The 23349-nt window shown below is 67.5% G+C and carries 20 protein-coding genes and 1 tRNA gene; 16 read left to right on the top strand and 5 right to left on the bottom strand.

Annotation, left to right across the window (positions count from 1 at the left end; genetic code table 11):
• Window positions 1-2: 2 nt before the first annotated feature.
• The 8 genes from lgt to ACFY5A_RS14500 all read left to right on the top strand — a co-directional run bounded on the left by lgt (window position 3) and on the right by ACFY5A_RS14500 (window position 10465).
• Window positions 3-1028, top strand: a complete 1026-nt coding sequence (gene lgt / locus ACFY5A_RS14535; protein WP_341942150.1) for a prolipoprotein diacylglyceryl transferase — start codon at window positions 3-5, stop codon at window positions 1026-1028.
• Window positions 1029-1162: 134 nt separating this feature from the next.
• A complete protein-coding gene (gene gltB, locus ACFY5A_RS14530) occupies window positions 1163-5686 on the top strand; it encodes a glutamate synthase large subunit (RefSeq protein ID WP_387235044.1) in 4524 nt (1507 codons plus the stop codon).
• On the top strand, window positions 5679-7145 hold the full coding sequence (locus ACFY5A_RS14525) for a glutamate synthase subunit beta (protein ID WP_387235042.1): 1467 nt from the start codon (window positions 5679-5681) through the stop codon (window positions 7143-7145). Before gltB ends, ACFY5A_RS14525 begins: the two co-directional genes overlap by 8 nt.
• 57 nt (window positions 7146-7202) lie before the next feature.
• Window positions 7203-8651 carry a pyruvate kinase gene (gene pyk, locus ACFY5A_RS14520; RefSeq protein WP_223586409.1) on the top strand — a complete coding sequence of 483 codons (1449 nt, stop codon included), beginning with the start codon at window positions 7203-7205 and terminating at the stop codon, window positions 8649-8651.
• Window positions 8652-8735: 84 nt separating this feature from the next.
• Window positions 8736-8818, top strand: a tRNA-Leu gene (locus tag ACFY5A_RS14515).
• A gap of 113 nt (window positions 8819-8931) precedes the next feature.
• Window positions 8932-9549 carry an ANTAR domain-containing response regulator gene (locus tag ACFY5A_RS14510; RefSeq protein WP_025103469.1) on the top strand — a complete coding sequence of 206 codons (618 nt, stop codon included), beginning with the start codon at window positions 8932-8934 and terminating at the stop codon, window positions 9547-9549.
• A gap of 2 nt (window positions 9550-9551) precedes the next feature.
• Complete coding sequence (locus ACFY5A_RS14505; RefSeq protein WP_387235039.1) at window positions 9552-10091, top strand: GNAT family N-acetyltransferase; 540 nt, start codon at window positions 9552-9554, stop codon at window positions 10089-10091.
• 125 nt (window positions 10092-10216) lie between these two features.
• Window positions 10217-10465 carry a hypothetical protein gene (locus ACFY5A_RS14500; protein ID WP_387235036.1) on the top strand — a complete coding sequence of 83 codons (249 nt, stop codon included), beginning with the start codon at window positions 10217-10219 and terminating at the stop codon, window positions 10463-10465.
• On the opposite strand, the gene ACFY5A_RS14495 is transcribed toward ACFY5A_RS14500, so the two are convergent.
• Window positions 10466-10888 (bottom strand): hotdog fold thioesterase, encoded by a 423-nt coding sequence (locus ACFY5A_RS14495; RefSeq protein WP_105677426.1) that lies wholly within the window; start codon window positions 10886-10888, stop codon window positions 10466-10468.
• A 45-nt stretch (window positions 10889-10933) separates the two neighbouring features.
• Between ACFY5A_RS14495 and polA the strand changes: the two genes are divergently transcribed.
• From polA to ACFY5A_RS14465, 6 genes are all read left to right on the top strand, one after another.
• Window positions 10934-13567 (top strand): DNA polymerase I, encoded by a 2634-nt coding sequence (gene polA / locus ACFY5A_RS14490; protein ID WP_223586412.1) that lies wholly within the window; start codon window positions 10934-10936, stop codon window positions 13565-13567.
• Window positions 13568-13628: 61 nt separating this feature from the next.
• Complete coding sequence (locus ACFY5A_RS14485; protein ID WP_105677423.1) at window positions 13629-15305, top strand: DUF885 domain-containing protein; 1677 nt, start codon at window positions 13629-13631, stop codon at window positions 15303-15305.
• Between the two features lie 54 nt (window positions 15306-15359).
• Entirely contained in the window at window positions 15360-16388 is a 1029-nt protein-coding gene (locus ACFY5A_RS14480) for an LLM class flavin-dependent oxidoreductase (protein WP_341942154.1), read from the top strand.
• A gap of 36 nt (window positions 16389-16424) precedes the next feature.
• Entirely contained in the window at window positions 16425-17777 is a 1353-nt protein-coding gene (locus ACFY5A_RS14475; RefSeq protein ID WP_341942155.1) for an MFS transporter, read from the top strand.
• Between the two features lie 35 nt (window positions 17778-17812).
• On the top strand, window positions 17813-18574 hold the full coding sequence (locus tag ACFY5A_RS14470; protein WP_341942156.1) for an SGNH/GDSL hydrolase family protein: 762 nt from the start codon (window positions 17813-17815) through the stop codon (window positions 18572-18574).
• An 11-nt stretch (window positions 18575-18585) separates the two neighbouring features.
• The gene (locus ACFY5A_RS14465; protein WP_387235959.1) at window positions 18586-19326 is read left to right on the top strand and encodes a formylglycine-generating enzyme family protein; all 741 of its coding nucleotides are present in this window, start codon (window positions 18586-18588) and stop codon (window positions 19324-19326) included.
• Window positions 19327-19361: 35 nt separating this feature from the next.
• Here ACFY5A_RS14465 and ACFY5A_RS14460 read toward each other — a convergent pair whose 3' ends face one another.
• From ACFY5A_RS14460 to ACFY5A_RS14450, 3 genes are all read right to left on the bottom strand, one after another.
• Entirely contained in the window at window positions 19362-20687 is a 1326-nt protein-coding gene (locus ACFY5A_RS14460; protein ID WP_387235029.1) for a nitrate/nitrite transporter, read from the bottom strand.
• Between the two features lie 81 nt (window positions 20688-20768).
• Window positions 20769-21068: a DUF1905 domain-containing protein gene (locus ACFY5A_RS14455; RefSeq protein WP_387235026.1), complete on the bottom strand. Its 300-nt coding sequence runs from the start codon at window positions 21066-21068 to the stop codon at window positions 20769-20771.
• A 24-nt stretch (window positions 21069-21092) separates the two neighbouring features.
• A complete protein-coding gene (locus ACFY5A_RS14450) occupies window positions 21093-21473 on the bottom strand; it encodes a DUF1761 family protein (protein WP_387235023.1) in 381 nt (126 codons plus the stop codon).
• Between the two features lie 76 nt (window positions 21474-21549).
• On the opposite strand from ACFY5A_RS14450, the gene ACFY5A_RS14445 reads away from it, so the two are divergent.
• Complete coding sequence (locus tag ACFY5A_RS14445) at window positions 21550-22176, top strand: TetR/AcrR family transcriptional regulator (protein WP_341942160.1); 627 nt, start codon at window positions 21550-21552, stop codon at window positions 22174-22176.
• 24 nt (window positions 22177-22200) lie between these two features.
• Here the strand turns inward: ACFY5A_RS14445 and ACFY5A_RS14440 are convergent, their stop codons facing one another.
• Window positions 22201-22692, bottom strand: a complete 492-nt coding sequence (locus tag ACFY5A_RS14440) for a hypothetical protein (RefSeq protein WP_341942161.1) — start codon at window positions 22690-22692, stop codon at window positions 22201-22203.
• 119 nt (window positions 22693-22811) lie between these two features.
• Here ACFY5A_RS14440 and ACFY5A_RS14435 point away from each other — a divergent pair, with 119 nt between their 5' ends.
• Entirely contained in the window at window positions 22812-23345 is a 534-nt protein-coding gene (locus ACFY5A_RS14435; protein WP_387235020.1) for a hypothetical protein, read from the top strand.
• Window positions 23346-23349 lie beyond the last annotated feature (4 nt).

Here is a 23349-nt window from a genome sequence, read left to right as displayed (position 1 = left end):
TCATGTCCCTCGCGCTCCACAGCACCGTCACCGGCGTGCTCGCCAGCATCCCGAGTCCTCCGGTCGCCTACTTCGACCTCGGACCCATCCGGATCCACTTCTACGCCCTCTGCATCATCGCCGGCATCATCGCCGCGGTCTTCCTGACGAACCACCGCCTCACGCGGCGCGGCGCGGAGCCGTGGGTCGTGATCGACATCTCGATCCTGGCCGTGCCGCTCGCGATCATCGGCGCGCGCATCTTCCACGTGCTCACGCACCCGAACTTCTACTTCGGCGAGGGCAAGAACACCTGGAACCCCTTCGAGCCCGGCTCGGTGTGGGCGATCTGGGAGGGCGGCATCGCGATCTTCGGCGCCCTCATCGGCGGCGCGGTGGGCGCCTACCTCGGCTGCAGGTGGACCGGCATCCGCTTCTGGACCTTCGCCGACGCCCTCGCGCCCGGCCTTCTGCTCGCGCAGGCGATGGGACGCTTCGGCAACTGGTTCAACCACGAGCTTTTCGGTCTGCCCACCGACCTCCCCTGGGGACTCGAGATCGAGTCCACGAACTCGGCATTCCCTCCCGGCCTCGCCGAGGGCACTCTGTTCCACCCGACGTTCCTTTACGAGGTCATCTGGAACGGCCTCGGCGTCATCGTGCTGCTCTGGCTGAGCCGCAAGGCCACGTCCCTCCAGTGGGGCCGCCTGTTCGCGATCTACCTGATCTGGTACAGCGCCGGCCGTGTGGTCTGGGAGTCGATCCGCATCGACCCGAGCGAGATCATCCTCGGCCTGCGCAGCAACGTGTGGGCTGCGATCATCGGCATCGTCGTCGGTCTCGCCATCCTCGTCGTCCAGCGTCGTCACCTCGGCCTGGAGCCCTCGCCCTACCAGCCGGGTCGAGGTCGGAAGGATCTCGACGCTGTTGTAGACTCGCAGAACAATCCCTCCGATTTCGTAGACCTGAGTGAGCCTCCGGTCGAAGAAGTCCCCGCAGGAGCCAGGGCCACAAGCACCGCTCCCACGGACGCGGAAGGCTCTCGATAGCCGCCGGTCCGTGAGGACCACACTGCATTCGCCCGGCCAATGACGTCCCCGGGTCACTCGAAGATCTGAGGACGGTACAGGTGTATTTTCAGCCTCCGTACGGCGCTTCCGGCGCTTACCCCCCGAAGCAGGGCATGTACAACCCGGCGTTCGAGAAGGACGCCTGCGGCCTTGCCATGGTCGCGACACTGCGCGGCGAGGCGGGCCACGACATCATCGCGCTGGCGCTCGAAGCGCTGCGCAACCTCGAGCACCGCGGTGCGATCGGCTCGGATGCCGGCACCGGAGACGGTGCGGGCATCCTGACGCAGATGCCCGACGCGTTCCTGCGTGCGGTCACGGATTTCGAACTGCCACCGGTCGGCGAGTACGCCGCGGGTCTGGCGTTCCTCCCGCGTGACTCCAGCGAACGCCGCCAGCAGAAGGCCGGCATCGAGAAGATCGCCCGCGCCGAGGGCCTGCGCGTCCTTGGATGGCGCGAGGTGCCCACGGTCAACGAGAACCTGGGCAAGCTCGCCGATGAGGCTCGCCCCGCGTTCGAGCAGCTCTTCGTGAGCGCCGGGGGAGCGACCCACTCGCAGGCGCCGCTCACCGGCATCGCCCTCGACCGCATCGCCTATCGTCTCCGCAAGCGCGCAGGTCATGAGCTCGGCGCCTACTTCGTCTCGCTGTCCGCCCGCACGCTCGGCTACAAGGGCATGGTCACGACGCTGCAACTCGAGCCGTTCTACCCCGACCTGCAGGACGAGCGGTTCATGTCCGAGCTCGCCGTCGTGCACTCGCGCTACTCGACCAACACCTTCCCGTCGTGGCCGCTCGCGCAGCCGCTGCGGATGCTCGCCCACAACGGCGAGATCAACACGGTCGGCGGCAACCGCAACTGGATGCGCGCCCGGCAGTCTCAGCTGGAGTCGGAGCTGCTCGGCGACGTCGAGCCTCTCCTGCCGATCTGCACCGACGGGGCCAGCGATTCGGCCTCCTTCGACGAGGTGCTCGAGCTGCTGACCCTCACCGGCCGCAGCCTGCCTCACGCCATCATGATGATGGTGCCGGAGGCGTACGAGAAGCAGTCCGACATCTCCCCGGAGCTGCGTTCTTTCTACGAGTACCACTCGAACCAGATGGAGCCGTGGGACGGCCCCGCCGCGCTCATCTTCACCGACGGCACCCTCGTCGGCGCCACGCTCGACCGCAACGGTCTGCGTCCTGGTCGCTGGACGGAGACCACCGATGGGCTCATCGTCATCGGCTCCGAGACCGGCGTGCTCACGTTCGAGCCCGAGCGCATCAAGCGCCGCGGCCGTCTCCAGCCGGGAAAGATGTTCCTGGTCGACACGGCGCAGCGCCGGATCATCGAAGACGAGGAGATCAAGCGCGATCTCGCGACGCTGCACCCGTGGCAGGAGTGGCTGGATGCCGGCGCGGTCCGGCTCGCCGATCTCCCCGAGCGCGAGCACATCGTGCATCCGCCCGCGTCGATCACCCGCCGTCAGCGGACCTTCGGGTACACCGAGGAGGAAGTGCGCATCCTGCTGACCCCGATGGGGCAGACCGGTGTGGAACCGCTCGGCGCCATGGGTTCGGACACGCCGATCGCGGTGCTCAGCAAGCGCCCGCGCCTGCTCTTCGACTACTTCACGCAGCAGTTCGCCCAGGTGACGAACCCGCCGCTGGACTCGATCCGCGAAGAGGTCGTCACCAGCCTCAAGCTCGGACTCGGCCCTGAGGCGAACCTCCTGAGCTGGGGGCCGGAGCACACCCGCACGGTGTCGCTGGACTTCCCGGTGATCGACAACGACGAGCTCGCGAAGATCCGCCACATCGACAAGGCCCTCCCCGGCCGCTCCAGCGTGACCATCAAGGGGCTCTACCACTTCGACGCCGGACCCCAGTCGCTCGAAGATCGGCTGACGGAGATGTGCGCCGAAGCCGACGAGGCCATCGAGCAGGGGGCGGAGTTCCTCATCCTCTCCGACCGCGACTCCAACAAGGACCTCACGCCGATCCCGTCGCTGCTCATGCTCTCCGCGGTGCATCACCACCTGATCCGCCGTGAGAACCGGATGAAGGTCGGTCTGATCGTCGAGGCCGGAGACGTGCGGGAGGTGCACCACGTCGCGACGCTCATCGGCTACGGAGCATCCGCGATCAACCCGTATCTCGCGATGGAGACCGTCGAGCATCTCGTGCGCACCGGCTACATCACCGGCATCTCGCCGGAGAAGGCCGTCCGCAACCTGATCTACGCCCTGGGCAAGGGCGTGCTGAAGATCATGTCCAAGATGGGCATCTCGACGGTGTCGTCCTACGCGGGAGCGCAGGTGTTCGAGGCCGTGGGCCTCAGCCAGGAGCTCATCGACGCGTACTTCACGCGCACCGAGTCCAAGCTCGGCGGCATCGGCATCGAGGACATCTTCGCGGAGAACCAGGCGAGGCACGACTACGCCTACCCCGAGGATGCAGCGGCCAGGGCGCACGAGCGCCTGTGGACCGGTGGAGAGTACCAGTGGCGCCGCGACGGCTCCCCGCACCTGTTCAGCCCGGAGACGGTCTTCAAGCTGCAGCACTCGACCCGCGAGCGCCGCTACGACATCTTCCGCGAGTACACGCGGCTCGTCGACGACCAGGCTGCGGAGCTCAAGACCCTGCGTGGCCTGTTCCGTCTGCGCACCGGCACCCGCAAGCCCGTCCCGCTGGACGAGGTGGAGCCGGTCTCGGAGATCGTCAAGCGCTTCTCGACGGGTGCGATGAGCTACGGCTCGATCTCCAAGGAGGCGCACGAGACCCTCGCGATCGCCATGAACCGGATCGGCGGCAAGTCGAACACCGGCGAGGGCGGAGAGGACGCCGACCGCCTTCTCGACCCCGAGCGCCGCAGCGCGATCAAGCAGGTCGCGTCGGGTCGCTTCGGCGTCACGAGCCTGTACCTCACCGAGGCGGACGACATCCAGATCAAGCTCGCCCAGGGCGCCAAGCCGGGCGAGGGCGGTCAGCTGCCCCCGCAGAAGGTGTACCCGTGGGTCGCCCGCACACGCGGCGGCACACCGGGGGTGGGCCTCATCTCGCCGCCGCCGCACCACGACATCTACTCGATCGAAGACCTCAAGCAGCTCATCTTCGATCTGAAGCGCGCGAACCCCGAGGCGCGGATCCACACCAAGCTGGTGAGCCAGTCGGGCATCGGCGCCGTCGCGGCGGGCGTCGCCAAGGCGCTCAGCGACGTGGTCCTCGTGTCCGGTCACGACGGCGGCACGGGCGCGAGCCCGCTGAACTCCCTCAAGCACGCCGGGACGCCGTGGGAGCTCGGCCTCGCCGAGACCCAGCAGACGCTCATGCTCAACGGCATGCGCGACCGCGTCGTCGTGCAGGTCGACGGCCAGCTCAAGACCGGTCGCGACGTGATCATCGGCGCCCTCCTCGGCGCCGAGGAGTTCGGCTTCGCCACGGCGCCGCTGGTCGTCAGCGGCTGCATCATGATGCGCGTGTGCCACCTCGACACCTGCCCGGTGGGCGTCGCGACGCAGAATCCGCTGCTGCGCGAGCGCTTCAGCGGCAAGCCCGAGTTCGTGGTGAACTTCATGGAGTTCATCGCGGAGGAGGTCCGCGAGCTGCTCGCCGAGCTGGGCTTCCGCTCGCTCGACGAGATCGTCGGCCGTGCCGAGCTCATCGAGGTGAACGCGGCCGTCGACCACTGGAAGGCGGAGGGCCTCGACCTCAGCCCGATCCTCGACGGCCCCGCCTTCCCGGCGGGAGAGCCCCGTCGCAGTGGCCGCGAGCAGGATCACGAGCTCGAGAAGCACTTCGACGTGCAGCTGATCGACATCGCGAAGGGCGCGCTCCTGAACGGCGAGCACGTCGTCATCGAGCTCCCGATCGCGAACACCGAACGAGCGGTCGGCACGATGCTGGGCCATCAGGTCACCGCCCGATACGGCGCCGCCGGGCTCCCGCGCGAGACGATCGACGTGACGCTGCACGGCACGGCCGGGCAGTCTCTCGGCGCGTTCATGCCATCGGGCATCGTGCTGCGGCTCGAAGGCGACGCCAACGACTACGTCGGCAAGGGCCTGTCCGGTGGCGACATCACGATCAGGCCGCCTCGCGGCTCCTCGATCGAACCGCATCGCAACGTGATCGCGGGCAACGTGATCGGCTACGGCGCGACCTCCGGCTCGATGTTCCTCTCCGGCGTGGTCGGAGAGAGGTTCCTCGTGCGCAACTCTGGCGCCACCGCCGTGGTCGAGGGCGTGGGCGACCACGCGCTCGAGTACATGACCGGAGGCGTCGCGGTGATCCTCGGCTCGACCGGACGCAACTTCGGCGCCGGAATGTCCGGGGGAGTGGCGTACGTCCGCTCCCTCGACACCGCGAAGGTCAACGCGCAGTCCCTCGGCAGCGGCGAACTCCTGCTGATGCCCTTGGACCGCGCAGATCTCGAAGTGCTGAGAGGCCTGATCTCCGAGCACGTGGAGCGCACCGCGTCCCCGCTCGGATCGGAGATCCTGTCGCGGTTCGAAGAGACCGCCGCAGAGTTCGTGAAGGTCCTCCCGCGTGACTTCGCCGCCGTGCGGAGCATGAGAGAGGAAGCAGTGGCCGAGGGGATCGACCCCGACGGCGACGTCGTCTGGAACCGCATCCTGGAGGTGACCGGTGGCTGATCCCAAAGGTTTTCTGAAGGTCACGGAGCGCGAGCTCCCCGCCCGGCGCCCCGTGCCGGTCCGGATCATGGACTGGAAAGAGGTGTACGAGCCCGGCGACCAGGCCGTGCTCCGCCGCCAGGCGAGCCGCTGCATGGACTGCGGCGTGCCGTTCTGCCACCAGGGATGCCCCCTGGGCAACCTGATCCCGGAGTGGAACGATCTCACGTGGCGCGGCGAGGGCCGCGCGGCGATCGACCGACTGCACGCGACGAACAACTTCCCCGAGTTCACGGGACGTCTGTGCCCCGCTCCCTGCGAGAGCGCCTGCGTGCTGGGGATCAATCAGCCCGCCGTCACGATCAAGCAGATCGAGGTCTCGATCATCGACGAGGCCTTCAGCAAGGGCTGGGTCGAGGCGCAGCCGCCGGCGCGTCTCACGGGCAAAACGGTCGCCGTCGTCGGGTCGGGCCCCGCCGGGCTCGCGGCCGCGCAGCAGCTCACCCGCGCCGGCCACACCGTGGCCGTGTTCGAACGCGACGACCGCATCGGCGGCCTGCTCCGTTACGGGATCCCGGACTTCAAGATGGAGAAGTCGCAGCTCGAGTCCCGCCTCCGCCAGATGCAGGAGGAGGGCACCCGGTTCCGCGCCGGAGTCGAGATCGGCAAGGACATCACCTGGGCGGACCTCCGTGCGCGCTACGACGCGGTCGTCATCGCGACCGGTTCCACCGTTCCTCGCGATCTCGCGATCCCCGGTCGAGACCTCGACGGCGTCCACTTCGCGATGGAGTACCTCGTGGAGTCGAACCACGCGGTCGCCGGCGACAAGGTCACGGACCAGATCACCGCCGAAGGCAAGCACGTCATCGTCATCGGCGGCGGTGACACCGGTGCCGACTGCATCGGAACCGCCCACCGCCAGGGCGCGCTCAGCGTCACGAACCTGGCGATCGGCCAGCAGCCGGGTGCGGAGCGTCCGGGCCACCAGCCCTGGCCGATGATGCCGACCGTCTTCGAGGTGTCCTCCGCGCACGAGGAGGGCGGTGAGAGGGTGTTCCTCGCCTCCACCGTCGAGTTCCTCTCCAACGAGGTCGGTGAGGTCCGCGCGCTGCGCGTTGCCGAGACCGAGTACGTCGACGGACGTCGCGTGCCCAAGAGCGGTACCGAGCGGGAGATCCCGGCCGATCTCGTCCTGATCGCCATGGGATTCACCGGTCCCGAGCAGGACGGGTTCACCGAGGACACGCGTCCGCAGGTGACCGACCGCGGCAACTTCCAGCGCGACGCATCCTACGAATCCACTGTGTCCGGCGTGTTCGTCGCCGGGGACGCAGGCCGCGGACAGTCGCTCATCGTGTGGGCGATCGCCGAGGGCCGCGCGGCGGCCGCCAACGTCGATCGCTTCCTCATGGGCGAGACGGTCCTCCCTGAGCCGGTGCGGCCCACGGATGTCGCGATCGGACTCCAGCCCGCGTAGGCTGAGCGCGGCACCGTCGCCTGATTTCTAATCCCCCCCTCTACCCTGGAGAATCTGTTGAGACGCGCGAAAATCGTCGCCACCCTGGGCCCAGCCACCTCTACGTATGACACCGTGCGAGCGATCATCGAGGCTGGTGTGGACGTCGCCCGACTGAACCTCAGCCACGGCGACTACTCCGTGCACGAGGCGAACTACGCCAACGTCCGCCGCGCTGCGGATGACGCAGGCAAGGCGGTCGCGGTCCTCGTCGACCTGCAGGGGCCGAAGATCCGCCTCGGCAAGTTCGAGGCCGGACCCTACGAGCTCGCGGTCGGGGACATCTTCAAGATCACGACCGAGGACATCATCGGCAACAGGGAGATCTGCGGTACGACCTTCAAGGGTCTGCCCCAGGACGTCAAGGCGGGGGACTTCCTGCTGATCGACGACGGCAAGGTGCGCGTCGAGGTCGTCGACACCGACGGCGTCACGGTCACCACTCGCGTGATCGTCGCGGGGGCGGTGTCGAACAACAAGGGCATCAACCTGCCCGGTGTCGCCGTGAACGTCCCCGCGCTGAGCGAGAAGGACGAGGACGACCTGCGTTGGGGTCTGCGCACAGGCGCCGACCTCATCGCGCTGTCGTTCGTGCGCAACGCCGCCGACGTCGACCGGGTCCACGAGATCATGGCCGAAGAGGGCGTGAAGGTCCCCGTCATCGCCAAGATCGAGAAGCCGCAGGCGGTGGATGCTCTCGAGGAGATCGTCGACGCGTTCGACGGCATCATGGTCGCCCGAGGCGACCTCGGCGTCGAGCTCCCGCTCGAGGCCGTGCCGATCGTTCAGAAGCGCGCCGTCGAACTCGCTCGCCGCATGGCGAAGCCCGTCATCGTCGCGACGCAGATGCTGGAGTCGATGATCAGCAGCCCGGTTCCGACGCGCGCAGAGACGTCCGATGTCGCGAACGCCGTGCTGGACGGCGCGGATGCGGTCATGCTCTCCGGAGAGACCAGCGTCGGCGAGTATCCGGTCGTGGTCGTGGAGACCATGGCCCGTATCGTCGAGTCGACCGAGGAGCACGGCCTGGAGCGCGTCGCCCCGCTCACGACCAAGCCGCGCACGCAGGGTGGCGCGATCACCCTCGCGGCTCTGGAGGTCGCGGAGTTCGTCGAGGCGAAGTTCCTCTGCGTCTTCACCCAGTCCGGTGACTCCGCTCGCCGACTGTCGCGGCTGCGCTCGCGCATCCCGATGCTCGCGTTCACGCCAGAGCCCGGCATCCGCCGCCGTATGGCGCTGACCTGGGGCATCCACTCGACCCTCGTCGAGATGGTGCAGCACACCGACCTCATGTACCACCAGGTCGACGAGTACCTCCTCGGCAACAAGCTCGCAGAGGAAGGGGACAGGGTCGTCGTGATCTCCGGTTCCCCTCCCGGGATCATCGGGTCGACGAACGACCTCCGCGTCCACAAGGTCGGCGACGCGATCCGCGGTGCGGCGCCGATTTACAAGGCCGGCGTCTGACGTTTTCGTACACTGCGCGCCGCACCCCCTCATCGGGGTGCGGCGCGCAGTCGTCTATCGGGCGTGCGATAGGGTCTACGGTGGGCCGGCGTGGCGGAATGGCAGACGCGGAGCACTCAAAATGCTTTGTCCGAAAGGGCGTGTGGGTTCGAGTCCCACCGCCGGCACCCAGAATCGCGAGCGGTCCGAACGTCGCTCGCGACAAGCGCTCGACACGGCGGATCGCGGCACGGCATCGCCCCGCGGCCAGCGCCGGAGCCTGGTTCGATAGGATAGACCTGTGACTGAGCAAGAGCAGGCTGAGCAGCCCACGGCATCCGCACCCCGACGCGTCGTCGTCGCCGAGGACGAATCGCTGATCCGCCTCGACATCGTCGAGATCCTCCGCGACAACGGCTTCGACGTCGTCGGAGAGGCGGGCGACGGCGAGACGGCCGTCGCACTCGCCACGGAGCTTCGCCCCGACCTCGTCATCATGGACGTCAAGATGCCGCAGCTCGACGGCATCAGCGCCGCCGAGAAGCTGCACAAGGGCAACATCGCCCCCGTCGTGCTGCTGACCGCATTCAGCCAGAAGGAGCTCGTCGAGCGCGCGAGCGAGGCCGGCGCCCTGGCCTATGTCGTGAAGCCGTTCACGCCGAACGACCTGCTTCCCGCGATCGAGATCGCTCTGGCTCGTCACGAGCAGATCATCACGCTCGAGGCCGAGGTCGCCGACATGGTCGAGCGCTTCGAGACCCGCAAGCTCGTCGACCGTGCCAAGGGACTCCTCAACGAGAAGATGGGGCTGTCCGAGCCGGAGGCGTTCCGCTGGATCCAGAAGGCGTCCATGGACCGTCGTCTGACCATGCAGGATGTCGCCAAGGCCATCATCGAGCAGCTCGCGCCGAAGAAGTAGCAGTGCGTCCGCTTGACGCGGAGCACACTCTGCGGGCGGTGCGGATCGGTGATGGCGCCGCGCTGGCTCGCGCCTACACCTCCAATCGGAGCCATCTGGCTCCGTGGGATCCGTTGCGGCCTGCGGAGTTCTTCACGGAGGCCTGGCAGGAGAACCACTCCCGGCTGAGCGTCGAGGAGGCCGCTGCCGGACGGAGTGCGCGTTTCGTGATCGTGTCCGGCGACGGCGAGATCCGCGGACGCATGAATCTCAACAACATCGTCCGGGGAGCATTCTGGAGCGCCGATCTCGGCTATTGGATCGACGCGACCCGGCTGCGACGAGGACTCGCATCGAAAGCGGTCGCGCAGGTCATGGCGTACGCGGCCGAAGAACTCCATCTGCACCGCGTGCAGGCCGCCACACTGGTGCACAACACCGGCTCGCAGCGCGTGCTGCTCGGGAACGGGTTCGCTCAGATCGGGATGGCCCCTCGATACCTCCGCATCGCGGGGGAGTGGCAGGATCATCTGCTGTTCCAGCGAGTCCTCGGCGAAGCCTGACTCTCCCTCCCCAACACGTCATTGTGGGGGATCCCTCCACTGGTGCCGGTCACCGGGCGCGGTGGCCTGCGCGGGCGGCGTATCTTCGACGCATGGCGATGACACCCACGCAGGCAGACCTCCGGATGGAGCAGAACACCAACGACATCTCCGCGATCTACGAACTGCTCGAGGAGATGAATGCACGGCTCGCCGGGCATGATCTGCAGCTGGGCAGCATCGGCGTCCGCTTGGACGGGATCGATGGTCGTCTGGACGGGCTCGACGGTCGTCTGGACGGGATCGACGGTCGCCTGGACGGGATCGATGGTCGCCTCGACGGGCTGTCGTCTCAGATGACCGAGGTGCTCAGTCTCTTGAAGAGCCGTCCCTGATCAGGCGGGGAGATCCTTGATCATGTTCGTGATGCGAATCGTGGAGCACCGACGACCCTGATCATCGGAGATGACGATCTCGTGCACGGTGATGCTACGGCCGAGGTGGATCGGCGTGCATACGCCGGTCACCGTGCCCGAGGTCGCGGAGCGGGTGTGCGTCGCGTTGATATCGACGCCGACGGCGAGTCGTCCCGGTCCGGCATGGAGGTTCGCCGCCATCGATCCGAGCGACTCGCCGAGGACCACGTACGCACCTCCGTGGACGAGCCCAACCGGCTGGGTGTTGCCCTCGACAGGCATCGTGCCGACGGAGCGCTCGACGGAGAACTCGGTGAACTCGATGCCCATCTTCTCGGCCAATGCGCCCATGCCGCGGGCGGTCGCCCACTCGAGTCCTTCGCTCGTCGTGACGTCGCTCATGAATCCTCCTCAGCGGGTGTCTGTCGTCCTCGTTAGGCTGACAGGGTGACGGACTCCGCAAAGCCTACCCTCATGGTCGTCGACGGCCATTCGCTCGCCTATCGTGCCTTCTTCGCCCTTCCGGTCGAGAACTTCACGACCAAGGACAACCAGCACACGAATGCCATCTACGGCTTCCTGTCGATGCTGGTCAACCTCATCAAGGCCGAGCAGCCCACCCACATGGCCATCGCGTTCGACACGTCGCGGCACTCGTTCCGCACCGACGAGTACCCCGAGTACAAGGCCACGCGGTCCGAGACGCCTCAGGAGTTCCGAGGCCAGATCCCGCTGCTGCAGGACTGCCTCGCCGCGATGTCGATCCCAGTGCTGACCAAAGAGGGCATCGAGGCCGACGACATCCTGGCCACCCTCGCATCGCAGGGCGCCGCCCAGGGCTACGACGTGCTGGTCGTCTCCGGAGATCGCGACACGATCCAGCTCGTCACCGATGACGTCACCCTCCTGTATCCGTCGGTGCAGGGCGTCTCCCAGCTCAAGCGTTACGACCCGACGACGGTGCAGGAGCGCTACGGCGTCCGCCCCGAGCAGTACCCCGACATCGCGGCGCTGGTCGGCGAGACGAGCGACAATCTGCCGGGAGTGCCGAAGGTGGGTGAGAAGACCGCCGTGAAATGGCTCACGCAGTTCGGGTCTCTGGACGATCTCCTCGAGCGCTCCGGGGAGATCAAGGGCGTCGTCGGCGGCAACCTGCGAGATCACATCGAGGATGTTCGACGCAACCGCAAGCTGAACAGGCTGCTCACCGACGTCGAGCTGCCCGTGGCACCTGACGACCTGGCGGTCACGCCGATCGATGCGCAGGCCGTGCGCGACATCTTCGCCCGACTCGAGTTCCGCACGCTCCTTCCGCGCGTGTTCGAGGCCGTCGGCGCAGGAGAGGTGGCAGACGACCCGGCATCCGTCGTCGTGCTCCCCGAACCGGTCGAGGTCGATCCGGCGGCCTTCGTCGCATGGGCGACGGGCGTGCAGGGCGACATCGCGCTCACCCTCACCACGCAGTCGGGCGCTCCGTCACGCCTGGGTGCCGCGACGGAGACCGAGCTCCGGGAGCTCGACTGGAGCGCCGAAGCCGAGGAGGCTCTTCGCGGCTGGCTCGAGTCCGACGCTCCGAAGATCATCCACGACGCGAAGCCGCAGGTGAAGGCTCTTCTCCGTCGCGACGTCCGCCTCGGCGGGCTCGTGTACGACACCAGCCTCGCAGGATGGCTCCTGCGGCCGAGCTTCCCCGACAAGTCCCTCAGCGACCTCGTGGAGCGGTACCTGGGAGAGAAGCTGCCCGAGGCGGATCCCTCGCAGCTCGTCCCCGAGACCGAGGGCGCGACGCCCTCGCAGGAGGCATGGTTCGCCCTCCGCGTCGCGGCGGCACTGCGGGAGGACATCCCGGACTCGGTCGCGGCCGTCCTCACGGACATCGAGCTGCCGACCCTGCTCACGCTCGCCGACATGGAGGTCGCCGGCGTCGCCGTCTCTCACGACGTCCTGTCCACGTTCTCGGGCGAACTGGGAATCCGGGCCGAGGGCATCGCGCAGGAGGCGTTCGCTCTCGTCGGACGCGAGTTCAACCTCGGTTCGCCGAAGCAGCTCCAGGAGGTGCTGTTCGACGATCTGCAGCTGCCCAAGACGCGCAAGACCAAGACCGGATACTCGACGGATGCCGCGGTGCTCGCCGATCTCCAGGAGTCGAACCCGCATCCGTTCCTGGGACTGCTGCTGCAGCACCGCGAGGCGACCAAACTCCGCCAGATCATCGAGTCCCTCGACACGGCGATCGGCGACGATCACCGGATCCACACCACGTACGTGCAGACGGGGAGCCAGACGGGCCGTCTGTCGAGCACAGACCCGAATCTGCAGAACATCCCCGTGCGCACCGAGGAGTCTCGACGCATCCGCAGCGCCTTCCAGGTCGGAGAGGGATACGAGTCGCTGCTCACCGCCGACTACTCGCAGATCGAGATGCGCATCATGGCGCACCTGTCGGGAGACGAGGGGCTCATCGAGGCCTTCAACAGCGGCGAGGACCTGCACCGCTTCGTCGGCGCCCGGGTCTTCGGGGTCGAGCCGAGCGATGTCACCTCTGCCATGCGCACGAAGGTGAAGGCCATGTCCTACGGGCTCGTCTACGGCCTCTCGGCGTTCGGTCTCTCGAAGCAGCTGCGCATCGAGCAGTCCGAGGCGAAGCAGTTGATGGTGGAGTACTTCGCCCGTTTCGGCGCCGTCCGCGACTACCTGCGGGCTTCTGTGCTCAAGGCCAAGGAGGTCGGCTACACCGAGACGATCTTCGGACGGCGTCGGCCGTTCCCCGACCTCGCGAGCCCGAACCGCGTGCTCCGCGAGAACGCCGAACGTGCTGCCCTCAACGCACCGATCCAGGGGAGCGCAGCCGACATCATGAAGATCGCGCTGTTCCACATCCACGACGATCTCCGCACAGAGGGGCTCGGGTCGCGGGTACTGCTGCAGATCCACGACGAACTCGTGCTCGAAGTCGCCCCGGGGGAGTGGGATGCCGCAGAGCGCATCGTCCGCGCCCGTATGGGTGACGCTGCAGCGCTGACTGTTCCGCTCGATGTGCAGGTCGGTCGGGGCCAGGACTGGAACGAGGCTGCCCACTGATCTCGGCGGCGACCCGGTTCCCGATATGTTGCGACGGGGTGCCGCGGGCTACGCTGGAGGGATGACTTCCGCACCCCGCACCCCGTCAGCCATCGACAAGGTCGCCGACGAGTGGGTCGACACGATCGCCGTCCTCGCTCCGACCCTCGGCACCTACATCGGCCGTTCCGAGGTGAACGATCGCTTCGGCGATCTGAGCCCGCAGGGTCACGAGGAGGTCGCCGCAGCGACGAGGGCGACGCTCGCGAAGCTGGCCGCCCTCGAGCCGGTCGATGCCATCGATGAGGTGACCAAGACCGATCTCAGCGCCGAGCTGAGCCTCGATCTCGAGCTCCACGAGGCGAACTGGCACCTGCGCGATCTCAACGTGATCGCGTCTGCCGCACAGGATGTCCGTGCCGCGTTCGACCTGATGCCGACCGCGACGAGCGACGACTGGTCGGTGATCGCCACGCGACTCGCTGCCGTCCCCGATGCGCTCCGCGGCTACACCGAGACGCTCCGCGCCGGTATCGCGGCGGGCGTCACACCCGCACGCCGTCAGGTCACCGAGGTCGCCACGCAGATCGATCGCTACACGGCCGATGACGGCTTCTTCGCCGAGTTCGTCGCGAACGGCGGCCCCGAGGAAGGCAACCTCCCGGCATCCCTCGCCCGTACCCTCGCCGACAACTCCGCAGCGGCCCGCGTCGCCTACCACGAGCTGCGTCGTTTCCTCGCTGAGGAACTCGCGCCGGTGGCGAGCGAGGTCGATGCCGTGGGCCGGGAGCTCTACGCGCTGAACTCGCGTCGCTTCCTCGGCGCCACGATCGATCTCGATGAGACGTACGAGTGGGGGCGCGAGGAACTCGCGCGCATGGTCGCGGAGCAGACGGCGATCGCGAATGAGATCCTCCCCGGAGCCTCGGTCGAGGAAGCCGTCGCGCACCTGGAGTCCGACCCGTCGCGAAAGCTCGTGGGCACCGACGCGCTCCAGCGCTGGATGCAGGAGACGAGCGATCGTGCCGTCGCCGAGCTCGGTGCGACCCACTTCGACATCCCCGAAGCGATCCGCACCCTCGAGTGCATGATCGCGCCGACGCAGGAGGGCGGGATCTACTACACCGGCCCGACCGATGACTTCTCGCGCCCCGGTCGCATGTGGTGGTCCGTCCCCGAGGGCGTCACCGAGTTCGACACCTGGCGTGAGCTGACCACCGTGTACCACGAGGGCGTCCCTGGTCATCACCTGCAGATCGCGCAGGCGGTGTACAACCGCGCGGAGCTGAACTCCTGGCGGCGCCTGCTCGCGGGCACCTCCGGCCACGCCGAGGGATGGGCTCTGTACGCCGAGCGCCTGATGCAGCAGCTCGGCTATCTCGACGATCCCGCCGACCGTCTCGGCATGCTCGACGGCCAGCGCATGCGTGCGGCGCGTGTGGTCCTCGACATCGGCGTGCACCTGGGCAAGCCGCGGCTCGAGGGCGATGGGGTCTGGGATGCGGACTACGCTCTCGCCTTCATGCGCAAGAACGTGAACATGTCGGATCAGTTCGTCCAGTTCGAGGTCAACCGCTATCTCGGCTGGCCGGGGCAGGCGCCGTCCTACAAAGTCGGGCAGCGCATCTGGGAGCAGGTTCGTGAGGCGTACCAGGCCGAGCGCGGTGCAGACTTCGACGTCAAGGAGTTCCACAAGAGGGCGCTCGACATGGGTGGAGTCGGTCTCGACACGCTGCGCACCGCATTGCTCGAGAAGTAGCGGGAATGGTCCGGCCCGCACCGGTGTTCATGCATCTGAATGGAAAGGGATGACATGAGCATCGAGTTCGGGCTGGACACCTTCGGCGACATCACCAGAGACGCGGGCGGCGACCTCCTCAGCGGCGCGCAGACGATCAGGAACGTCGTGGCGCAGGCCGAGCTGGCAGACGCCGTCGGCGTCGATTTCTTCGGCGTGGGGGAGCACCACCGTCCGGAGTTCGCCGTGTCCGCACCCGAGATGGTTCTCGCGGCGATCGCCGGGAAGACCGAGAACATCCGCTTGGGCACCGCCGTCACCGTGCTGTCATCGGACGATCCTGTCCGTGTCTTCGAGCGCTTCGCCACGCTGGATGCCGTCTCGAACGGCCGCGCGGAGGTCGTTCTCGGTCGCGGCTCGTTCATCGAGTCCTTCCCCCTCTTCGGGTATGACCTGCGCGACTACGAGGCTCTCTTCGAGGAGAAGCTCGACCTGTTCGTCCAGCTCCTGAAGGAGGAGCCCGTCACCTGGTCGGGCACGATGCGCGCGTCGCTGGAGAACGCGGATGTCTTCCCGAAGACGGAGAAGGGCCTGCGCACATGGGTCGGCGTCGGCGGCAGCCCTGAGTCGGTCGTGCGCGTGGCTCGGCACGGACTCGGGCTTATGCTGGCGATCATCGGCGGGCCCGCTGTGCGGTTCAAGCCGTTCGTCGATCTGTACCACCGCTCCGTCGCATCTTTCGGGACGACGTCGCACCCCGTCTCCGTGCACTCGCCCGGCCACATCGCGGACACCGACGACGAGGCATGGGATGCCGCATACTCCGGCTTCGAGGCGATGAACAACACGATCGGACGCGAGCGCGGGTGGCCTCCGTACAGCCGGGCGCGCTTCCAGAACGACGTCGGCCCCGAGGGCGCGCTGTACGTCGGCTCGCCCGACCGCGTGGCGACGAAGATCGCCGACACCGTCAAGACTCTCGGCCTGGGTCGCTTCGACCTGAAGTACGCCACGGGGACCCTCTCGCACGAGGCGATGATGCGCAGCATCGAGCTCTACGGCACCGAGGTCATGCCGCGCGTGCGCAGACTCCTCGCCGACTGACGGGGGAGGGGCGGCGCCGGCCCTACGATGAAGGACATGGCCAACACCTCTCTGCCGAGTCGTGCGTCTCTCGCCCAGCGCCTGGATGAGGTGCCGTTCACCAGGAGGCATCTGCGGCTCCTCACCGGTTCGGGTCTGGGCTGGGCACTCGACGCGATGGATGTCGGACTCATCTCGTTCATCATCGCGGCGCTCACGCAGCAGTGGGAGCTGACGAAGCCCGAAGCCGGGTGGGTCGCCTCGGTGGGCTTCATCGGAATGGCCGTCGGCGCGACGCTCGGAGGGCTGCTGGCGGACCGCCTGGGGCGCCGCCAGGTGTTCGCCATGACCCTGCTGATATACGGGCTTGCGACAGGGGCGAGCGCGCTCGTCGGCGGCCTGGCGATGCTCCTGGTGCTGCGCTTCTTCGTGGGACTCGGGCTGGGTGCTGAGCTGCCCGTGGCGTCGACCTACGTGAGCGAGTTCGCTCCGGTGAAGATCCGCGGGCGCCTGATCGTGATCCTCGAAGCGTTCTGGGCGGTCGGGTGGACGGCCGCGGCGCTGATCGGTTTCTTCGTGATCCCGGCATCCGACGACGGCTGGCGCTGGGCTTTCGCGCTGGGGGCGATCCCCGCGGCGTACGCGCTGTTCGTGCGGTGGGGCATGCCGGAGTCGCCGCGGTGGCTCGCCATGCGCGGCCGCATCGCGGAGGCCGAGCGGATCGTCGTGTCTTTCGAGCTCGATGCGGGAATCGTGGCGGGTCCGGCGATCAGGAGGGAACCGCCGTCCAGGGCGATCACCGCGACCACGAGGTCACGCGTCACGACGCTGTGGCATCCGGAGTTCCGACTCCGTACGGTCTGCCTGTGGGTGGTGTGGCTGGGAGTCAATTTCGCCTACTACGGCGCTTTCATCTGGATACCGAGCATCCTCGTCGACGCGGGTTTCGATCTGGTCCGGTCGTTCGGGTTCACGCTGATCATCACACTCGCCCAGCTTCCGGGGTACGCCGTGGCCGCCTGGCTGATCGAGGTATGGGGGCGGCGCAGCACGCTCTCGGTGTTCCTCGTCGGGGCTGCGATCTCCGCGGTGTTCTTCGGCACGGCGAGCACGGCCGGCACGATCATCGCCGCGGGGATGGCGCTGTCCTTCTTCACTCTCGGTGCATGGGGTGCGCTCTACGCCGTGACTCCGGAGGTCTACCCCACGTCTCTGAGGGCGACGGGCGCAGGATGGGCGGCCGGCATCGGGCGGGTGGCGTCGATCATCGCGCCGCTCGCGGTTCCGGCACTGCTGCTCATGGGAGGCGCGCCCCTCGTCTTCGTGATCTTCGGCATCTGCTTCCTCGTCGCCGCGCTGGCGGCCTGGGGTCTCAGCGACCGGAAGGGGCAGTCGCTGGACGACCGCTGAGCGCCGATGTCGCCACCCGGCCATAGGCTGAGGGGGTGGCAGATGTACGTTTCGTGGCGATCGGCGACTCCTTCACGGAGGGTGTCGGCGACGTCCTCCCCGACGGGCGGGAGCGCGGCTGGGCAGACCTGACCGCGCAGGGCTGGGCGGATGCCGCGGGGCACCCGATCCAGTACGCGAATCTCGCGATCCGGGGCAAGCTCGCCTGGCCGATCGTCCAGCAGCAGCTCGAGGCTGCGCTGGCCCTGCGTCCGACGCACCTCTCGTTCAACGGCGGAGGCAACGACGTGCTCCGGCCTCGAGCCGATGTCGAGCACATCGCCGACGCCTTCAGCCGCGTGCTGCGACGTTGCGACGAAGAGGGCGTGACCCTCATCCTGCTCTCCGGAGCGAACCCGAGCGGGCAGCTGCCGATGGGCAAGGTGTTCCAGAAGCGCGGAGATCTCCTGTCGGATGCCGTGCTGCGGCGGGTCGCCGAGCGTCCGGACGTCGTCACGGCGCTGAACTGGGGCGATCACGAGCTCTACCGACCGCAGTACTGGTCGGAGGATCGTCTTCACATGAACGCGGCCGGGCATCATCGCGTGGCCGCTCGCGTTCTGCACGCGCTCGGATTCGAGCCGCCGGAGAGCTGGTGGGCGCCGCGGGAGGAGCGGGCAATGGGCCCGGGTGGACTCGCCTACTATCGCGAATTCGTCGGGCCGTGGGTCAAACGGCGCGTGACAGGGACGTCGTCGGGGGATGGGCGCACCGCGAAGTACCCCGACTGGGTCGAGCGGACGCCACGGACGCCGTGACCGACATCGAGATGCGGCGGATCGCCGGCGGCGCCGTCACCCTGCATGACGCGCGACGCAAGGTCGAGCGTCTCGTCGAGGTGGAACCCTTCGAGATCGGTGTCTTCCCGATCACCGAGGAGCAGTTCGCCGAGGTGCTGCCGGTGCCGTCACGGCATCCGCGTCGTCCGGCGTCCGACCTGAGCTGGCTGAGAGCGGTGCACTTCTGCAACGCCGCATCGGAGTGGGAAGGACTCGACCCCGTCTACCGGTTCGACGGAGAGGACGTCAGCTGGGATGTGACCGCAGAGGGATACCGGCTGCCCACCGAGGCGGAGTGGGAGTTCGCCTGCCGCGCGGGCTCGACGGGCCCCCACTACGCGCCTCTCGCCGATGCGGCGTGGACCGGTGCGGACGGGGTCGCCTCTCCTCAGGATGTCGGCGGGAAGCTCCCGAACCTCAATGGCCTGTTCGACACCCTCGGCAACGTCTGGGAGTGGTGCTGGGATCTGCTGGACCCTGCGCGCTACGACGACTACCGCGTGTTCCGCGGGGGCGGCTTCGCGGATGATGCATGGAGCGTGCGCGCATCGGTCCGACGCGGGGGAGCGCCCCGCATGCATCATGAGGACGTCGGTCTCCGGGTCGCGAGAGGCGCTTTCGACACCCCTGGCGAAGCACAGGGGTGGTCAGCGAGGGCGGACGAGGAGAGAGCGGTCGTCGACGGCCCTGTGCCGTTCGGGTGGACGCCGCTCAGACGCCCCACCCGGTGACCTTCGTCCGGCCTCAGAGTCGCCGTTCGAGGCCGTCAACGACGCCGGTCGGGATCCAGGCCGACGCGGATGCGAGTGCGCTTGCGCTCGATGAGGATGAACACGGTGCCGAGGATCCACAACGGGATCGGCATGAGGAATGCGACGCGGAACGCATCGAGCGTGTAGGTGGCGGGTGTTCCCGCGCCCTGCAGATCGAGCGCGAGTCCGATCAGGAAGATCGCGATGAGCGCCGCGATGAAGCCACCCGCGTTCGTCACGCCCGTCGCGGTGCTCAGCCGGTGGGACGGGTTGTGCGTGCGGGCGTGGTCGAAGGCGATCATGGAGGCGGGGCCTCCGGTCGCGAGCGCGACGGCGAGCACGTACAGCATCCACTCGGGCGCTCGTGTGGGGAGCGCGATCACCGCGACCCAGGCGACCAGCTGGATGCCGACGGCGGGCAGGACGAGCCCGAAAGAGCGCTGGTTGGGCATGCGCCGAGACAGGTCGCCGATCACCGGGCCGAGTGCCATGCCCGCGACGACATACACCGAGATGATCGCCGCGGCATGCGCCGTGTCCAGTCCCTGTGCGGCGGTGAGGAACGGCATTCCCCAGAGCAGGACGAACGCGGTGCCGGCGAACGGCGTGGTGAAGTGGGACCAGAACGCGAGGCGGGTGCCCGGGTGCGCCCATGCGGCTCGGATGCCGACACCGGTGTCGATGGCGGAGGTGACGACGCGGATGACCCCCGTGTCCGTGTCGACGGTGACGTCCGCACCGCGCTCGGGCGGATGGTTGCGGATGACGAGGAAGACGAGGATCGCGAACAGCACTCCGAGTCCCGCGATGCTTCCGAAGGTGATCGTCCAGCTGGTGGCGTGCAGGAACGCGGCGAGCGGAACGAGCGCGACCAATTGCCCCGCCTGCCCGAGGATGCCGGTGAACTGCACCATCAGCGGCCCCCGCTGCGCCGGGAACCAGGTCGCCACGAGACGGAGCACCGCAGGGAAGATCGCGGCATCGCCTGCCCCGAGCAGGATGCGGGCGAGGATCGCGATGCCGATGCTGGGGGAGACCGCCATGGTCAGCTGCCCCGCCGCCATCAGGATCATGCCGATGGTCATGATCGGGCGCGATCCGTACTTGTCGAGAAGGACGCCGACCGGAATCTGCATCCCGCCGTAGACCGCCAGCTGCACGACGGCGAAGAGCGCGAGCGTCGAGGCGTCGGCTTGGAACCGGTCTGCAGCATCGACGCCGACGGCGCCCAGAGAGGTGCGATTCGTGATGGCCAGGACATAGGCGGCGACGCCGACGGACCAGATGAGCCAGGCCCGCCATCCCTGTGTCGCTGCGGGGGAGACGTGTACCTGCTTCACGGTTCAACGCTACTCCTGCTCGGCGGTTCGGATCGCGCCACCCGACGTCGCGGAACGACGAGTCGGCGTCCGCGGAGGAGGTCAGACGGAGCCGCTCAAACTCCGACGACCGGTCAGATGGACGGTGACGGCGTCTCCATCGGTCTTGCCGATCCTCTTCCTGATCGCGGACGCGACGGGCAGCTTGTGGGTTCCGTCACCGAGAGCCATGAAAGCGCCCCGGAACGGCACGTCATCGATGGTCCCCTCGACCTTGACCAGGCCCCGAGTGGCGAAGATCTCCGCCGAGTCCGGCAGCTGCACACAGGTCCACGTGTCTCCGGCGCGAACCTTTCCCAGTGTCGCGGTGAAGGTGATGTCCAAGGGGGTCGTGCTGGTCATGAGGTTCTCCGATCGGGACTCGTGTCAGAGGAAGAGGCCGATGATGACCCCGATGAGCGTGAGCTTGATGATCCAGTCGAGCAGATGCACGCCGGCTGCCGACAGGGCGGTGTTCTCATGCACCACGCCGCCCATGAGGAGGATGAGGGGGAGTGCGGAAAGGGTGAGGCCGAGCGCTGCGCCCGTCGCGGGGCCGTGCCAGTCGGCAGCCAGCATCAGCCCGGCGATCAACACGGAGGCGAGGATGCTCCGCAGCAGCACGCTGAGCATCTGGACGACGACGGGGAGACCGGGTCTCGGCGTCGCCGTTCGCGCGATGAGCGCAGAGACGGCGGGTATCGCATAGAGGGCGGCGCTGGCGAGGAATGAGGCTACCGACGCGACAAGGATTCCGATGACGATCATGACGCTCCTTTAGTACCGATTAGTACTGAATGCTATTCCGCCAACTTTAGAACTGTCAAGTACTAAAGTAGTGACCATGACAGACAGCGTTCGCGGCCCCGGCCGACCTGCGGGGAGTTCCGGTGCCGACTTGGTCGCGGTCGCTCGAGGGGTGTTTCTGGAGCGTGGATACGCCGGGACCTCGATGGATGAGGTCGCCAAGCGCGCGAAGATCTCGAAGGCGTCCCTGTACCGGGAGCACTCGTCGAAGCCGGCCCTCTTCGCCGCGGTCGTGCGCGATTGGGCGCACGCAGGGAGGGATGCGATGCGGCCGGCGTTGGCACGCCTGGGGGAGAGCGGTGACGTGAGGGCAGGGCTCGTGGAACTGGGGGAGACGATGCGAGCGGGCATCCTCAGCGCCCCCGTGCTGGAGATGCGTCGGCTGGTGACGGCTGAGGCCACGGCACACCCGGATGTGGCGGAGCGGTACCTCGAGGAGAGTTGGAACGCGAACATCGAGAACCTCGCCGCAGCGCTGCAGGGGATCAGCGAGCAGGGGCGGCTTCAGATCGAGGATTCTCACGCGGCTGCGGAGCAGTTCACCTGGCTCGTGATCGGCGCCCCACTGAACGCGCAGTTGCTCGGAGGCGCTCCCGCCGGTGTCGACGTCTCACGAGCGGTCGCACTGTTCCTCGCAGGTTACGGGGTCGACGGCTCTCACTGAGCGTCCATGCACCGACACGTCCGCTCAGGGGAGTGCAGACAGGACGATCTCGTGGTCCCACTCATCCGTGAGTACCGATCGCAGCCGGTCGTCGCGACTCCCGACGCAGTACGGGGTGTGATCCGGATCGAGTACGGCGAGTCGCACAGGCGTGCCCAGAAGGCCCCACGGCTCGATGGCGTTGGCCACCAACCCGTCGACGACCAGGTCGGCGTACTGCGCCGACCACCACGCGTCAAAGACGCGGCGAAGCTCGCGGGGATCGATGGCGATCCAGATGCCATACGTGACCGTGTGTCCTGCGGTCAGGTGCACCGGCAGCAGGGCGCGTACGAACGCCCCGACGTTGTTCACCTGCATCATGACCGATGCATTGGCATCGGCGTCCGTCATCCAGATATCGGATGTGGGGATCTCTCCAGCATCCACGACGGGATCGGGTTTGACGAACCGCACGTGACGATCATGAAGATCCACGGAGTGACCGCATCGCTCGCATCTATCGGCGTTGGTCATGCTGAGAGCCTAGACGAGCGACTCCCACGCGACCGGGACGCAGCGGGACCGTCTCGTCAGCGAGAGGCGCATCGCACGGGGATGTGAACCACTGAGCCGCCGACGGATACCCTTCAGGGGTGGACAACGAGGATCCGTGGAAGCTCTCCATCAGCGAGCTGCCCGAGCCGACACTGGATGAGGGCACGCTCACCAATCACCGGCTGCCGGACGGCGCAGGATTTCCGCCGTCGTACGTTTCTTTCGTCCGCTCGTTCGGCTGGGGGCGGCTGTTCGGTCTCTGGCTCATCTACACACCGGCCCCCACGGGATTCGGTGACGGCGTGGTGGGTCGAGGCCAACACCTGACTGATCGATTGCATGAGGACTTCGATGAGGGCCAGACAGAGGGCTACGACTGGAAGGTCGAGCCCCACGGCTCGTGGGAGATCGCGCAGCGACTTGTGGTCTTCGCCATGAGCGAGAACGGCGACTATCTCGCCTGGGACACCGGCGCCCGCGATGACGATGATGAGCTGACGATATATCACACGACCCGATTCGACTCGCTGACGAACATCGGCCGAGACCTGCACGAGGCGATCGAATGGCTTCGAGCACGCCACCGTGACTCAAGTGTCGACTTCACGCCGTTGACTCACACTGCGCTGTGAGCGT

Source organism: Microbacterium sp. NPDC012755 (assembly GCF_042901325.1).
In the GTDB taxonomy this organism is placed as follows: domain Bacteria; phylum Actinomycetota; class Actinomycetes; order Actinomycetales; family Microbacteriaceae; genus Microbacterium; species Microbacterium natoriense.
Note: the sequence above shows the minus strand (reverse complement) of the source record. Positions and strands in the feature narration are given on the sequence as shown.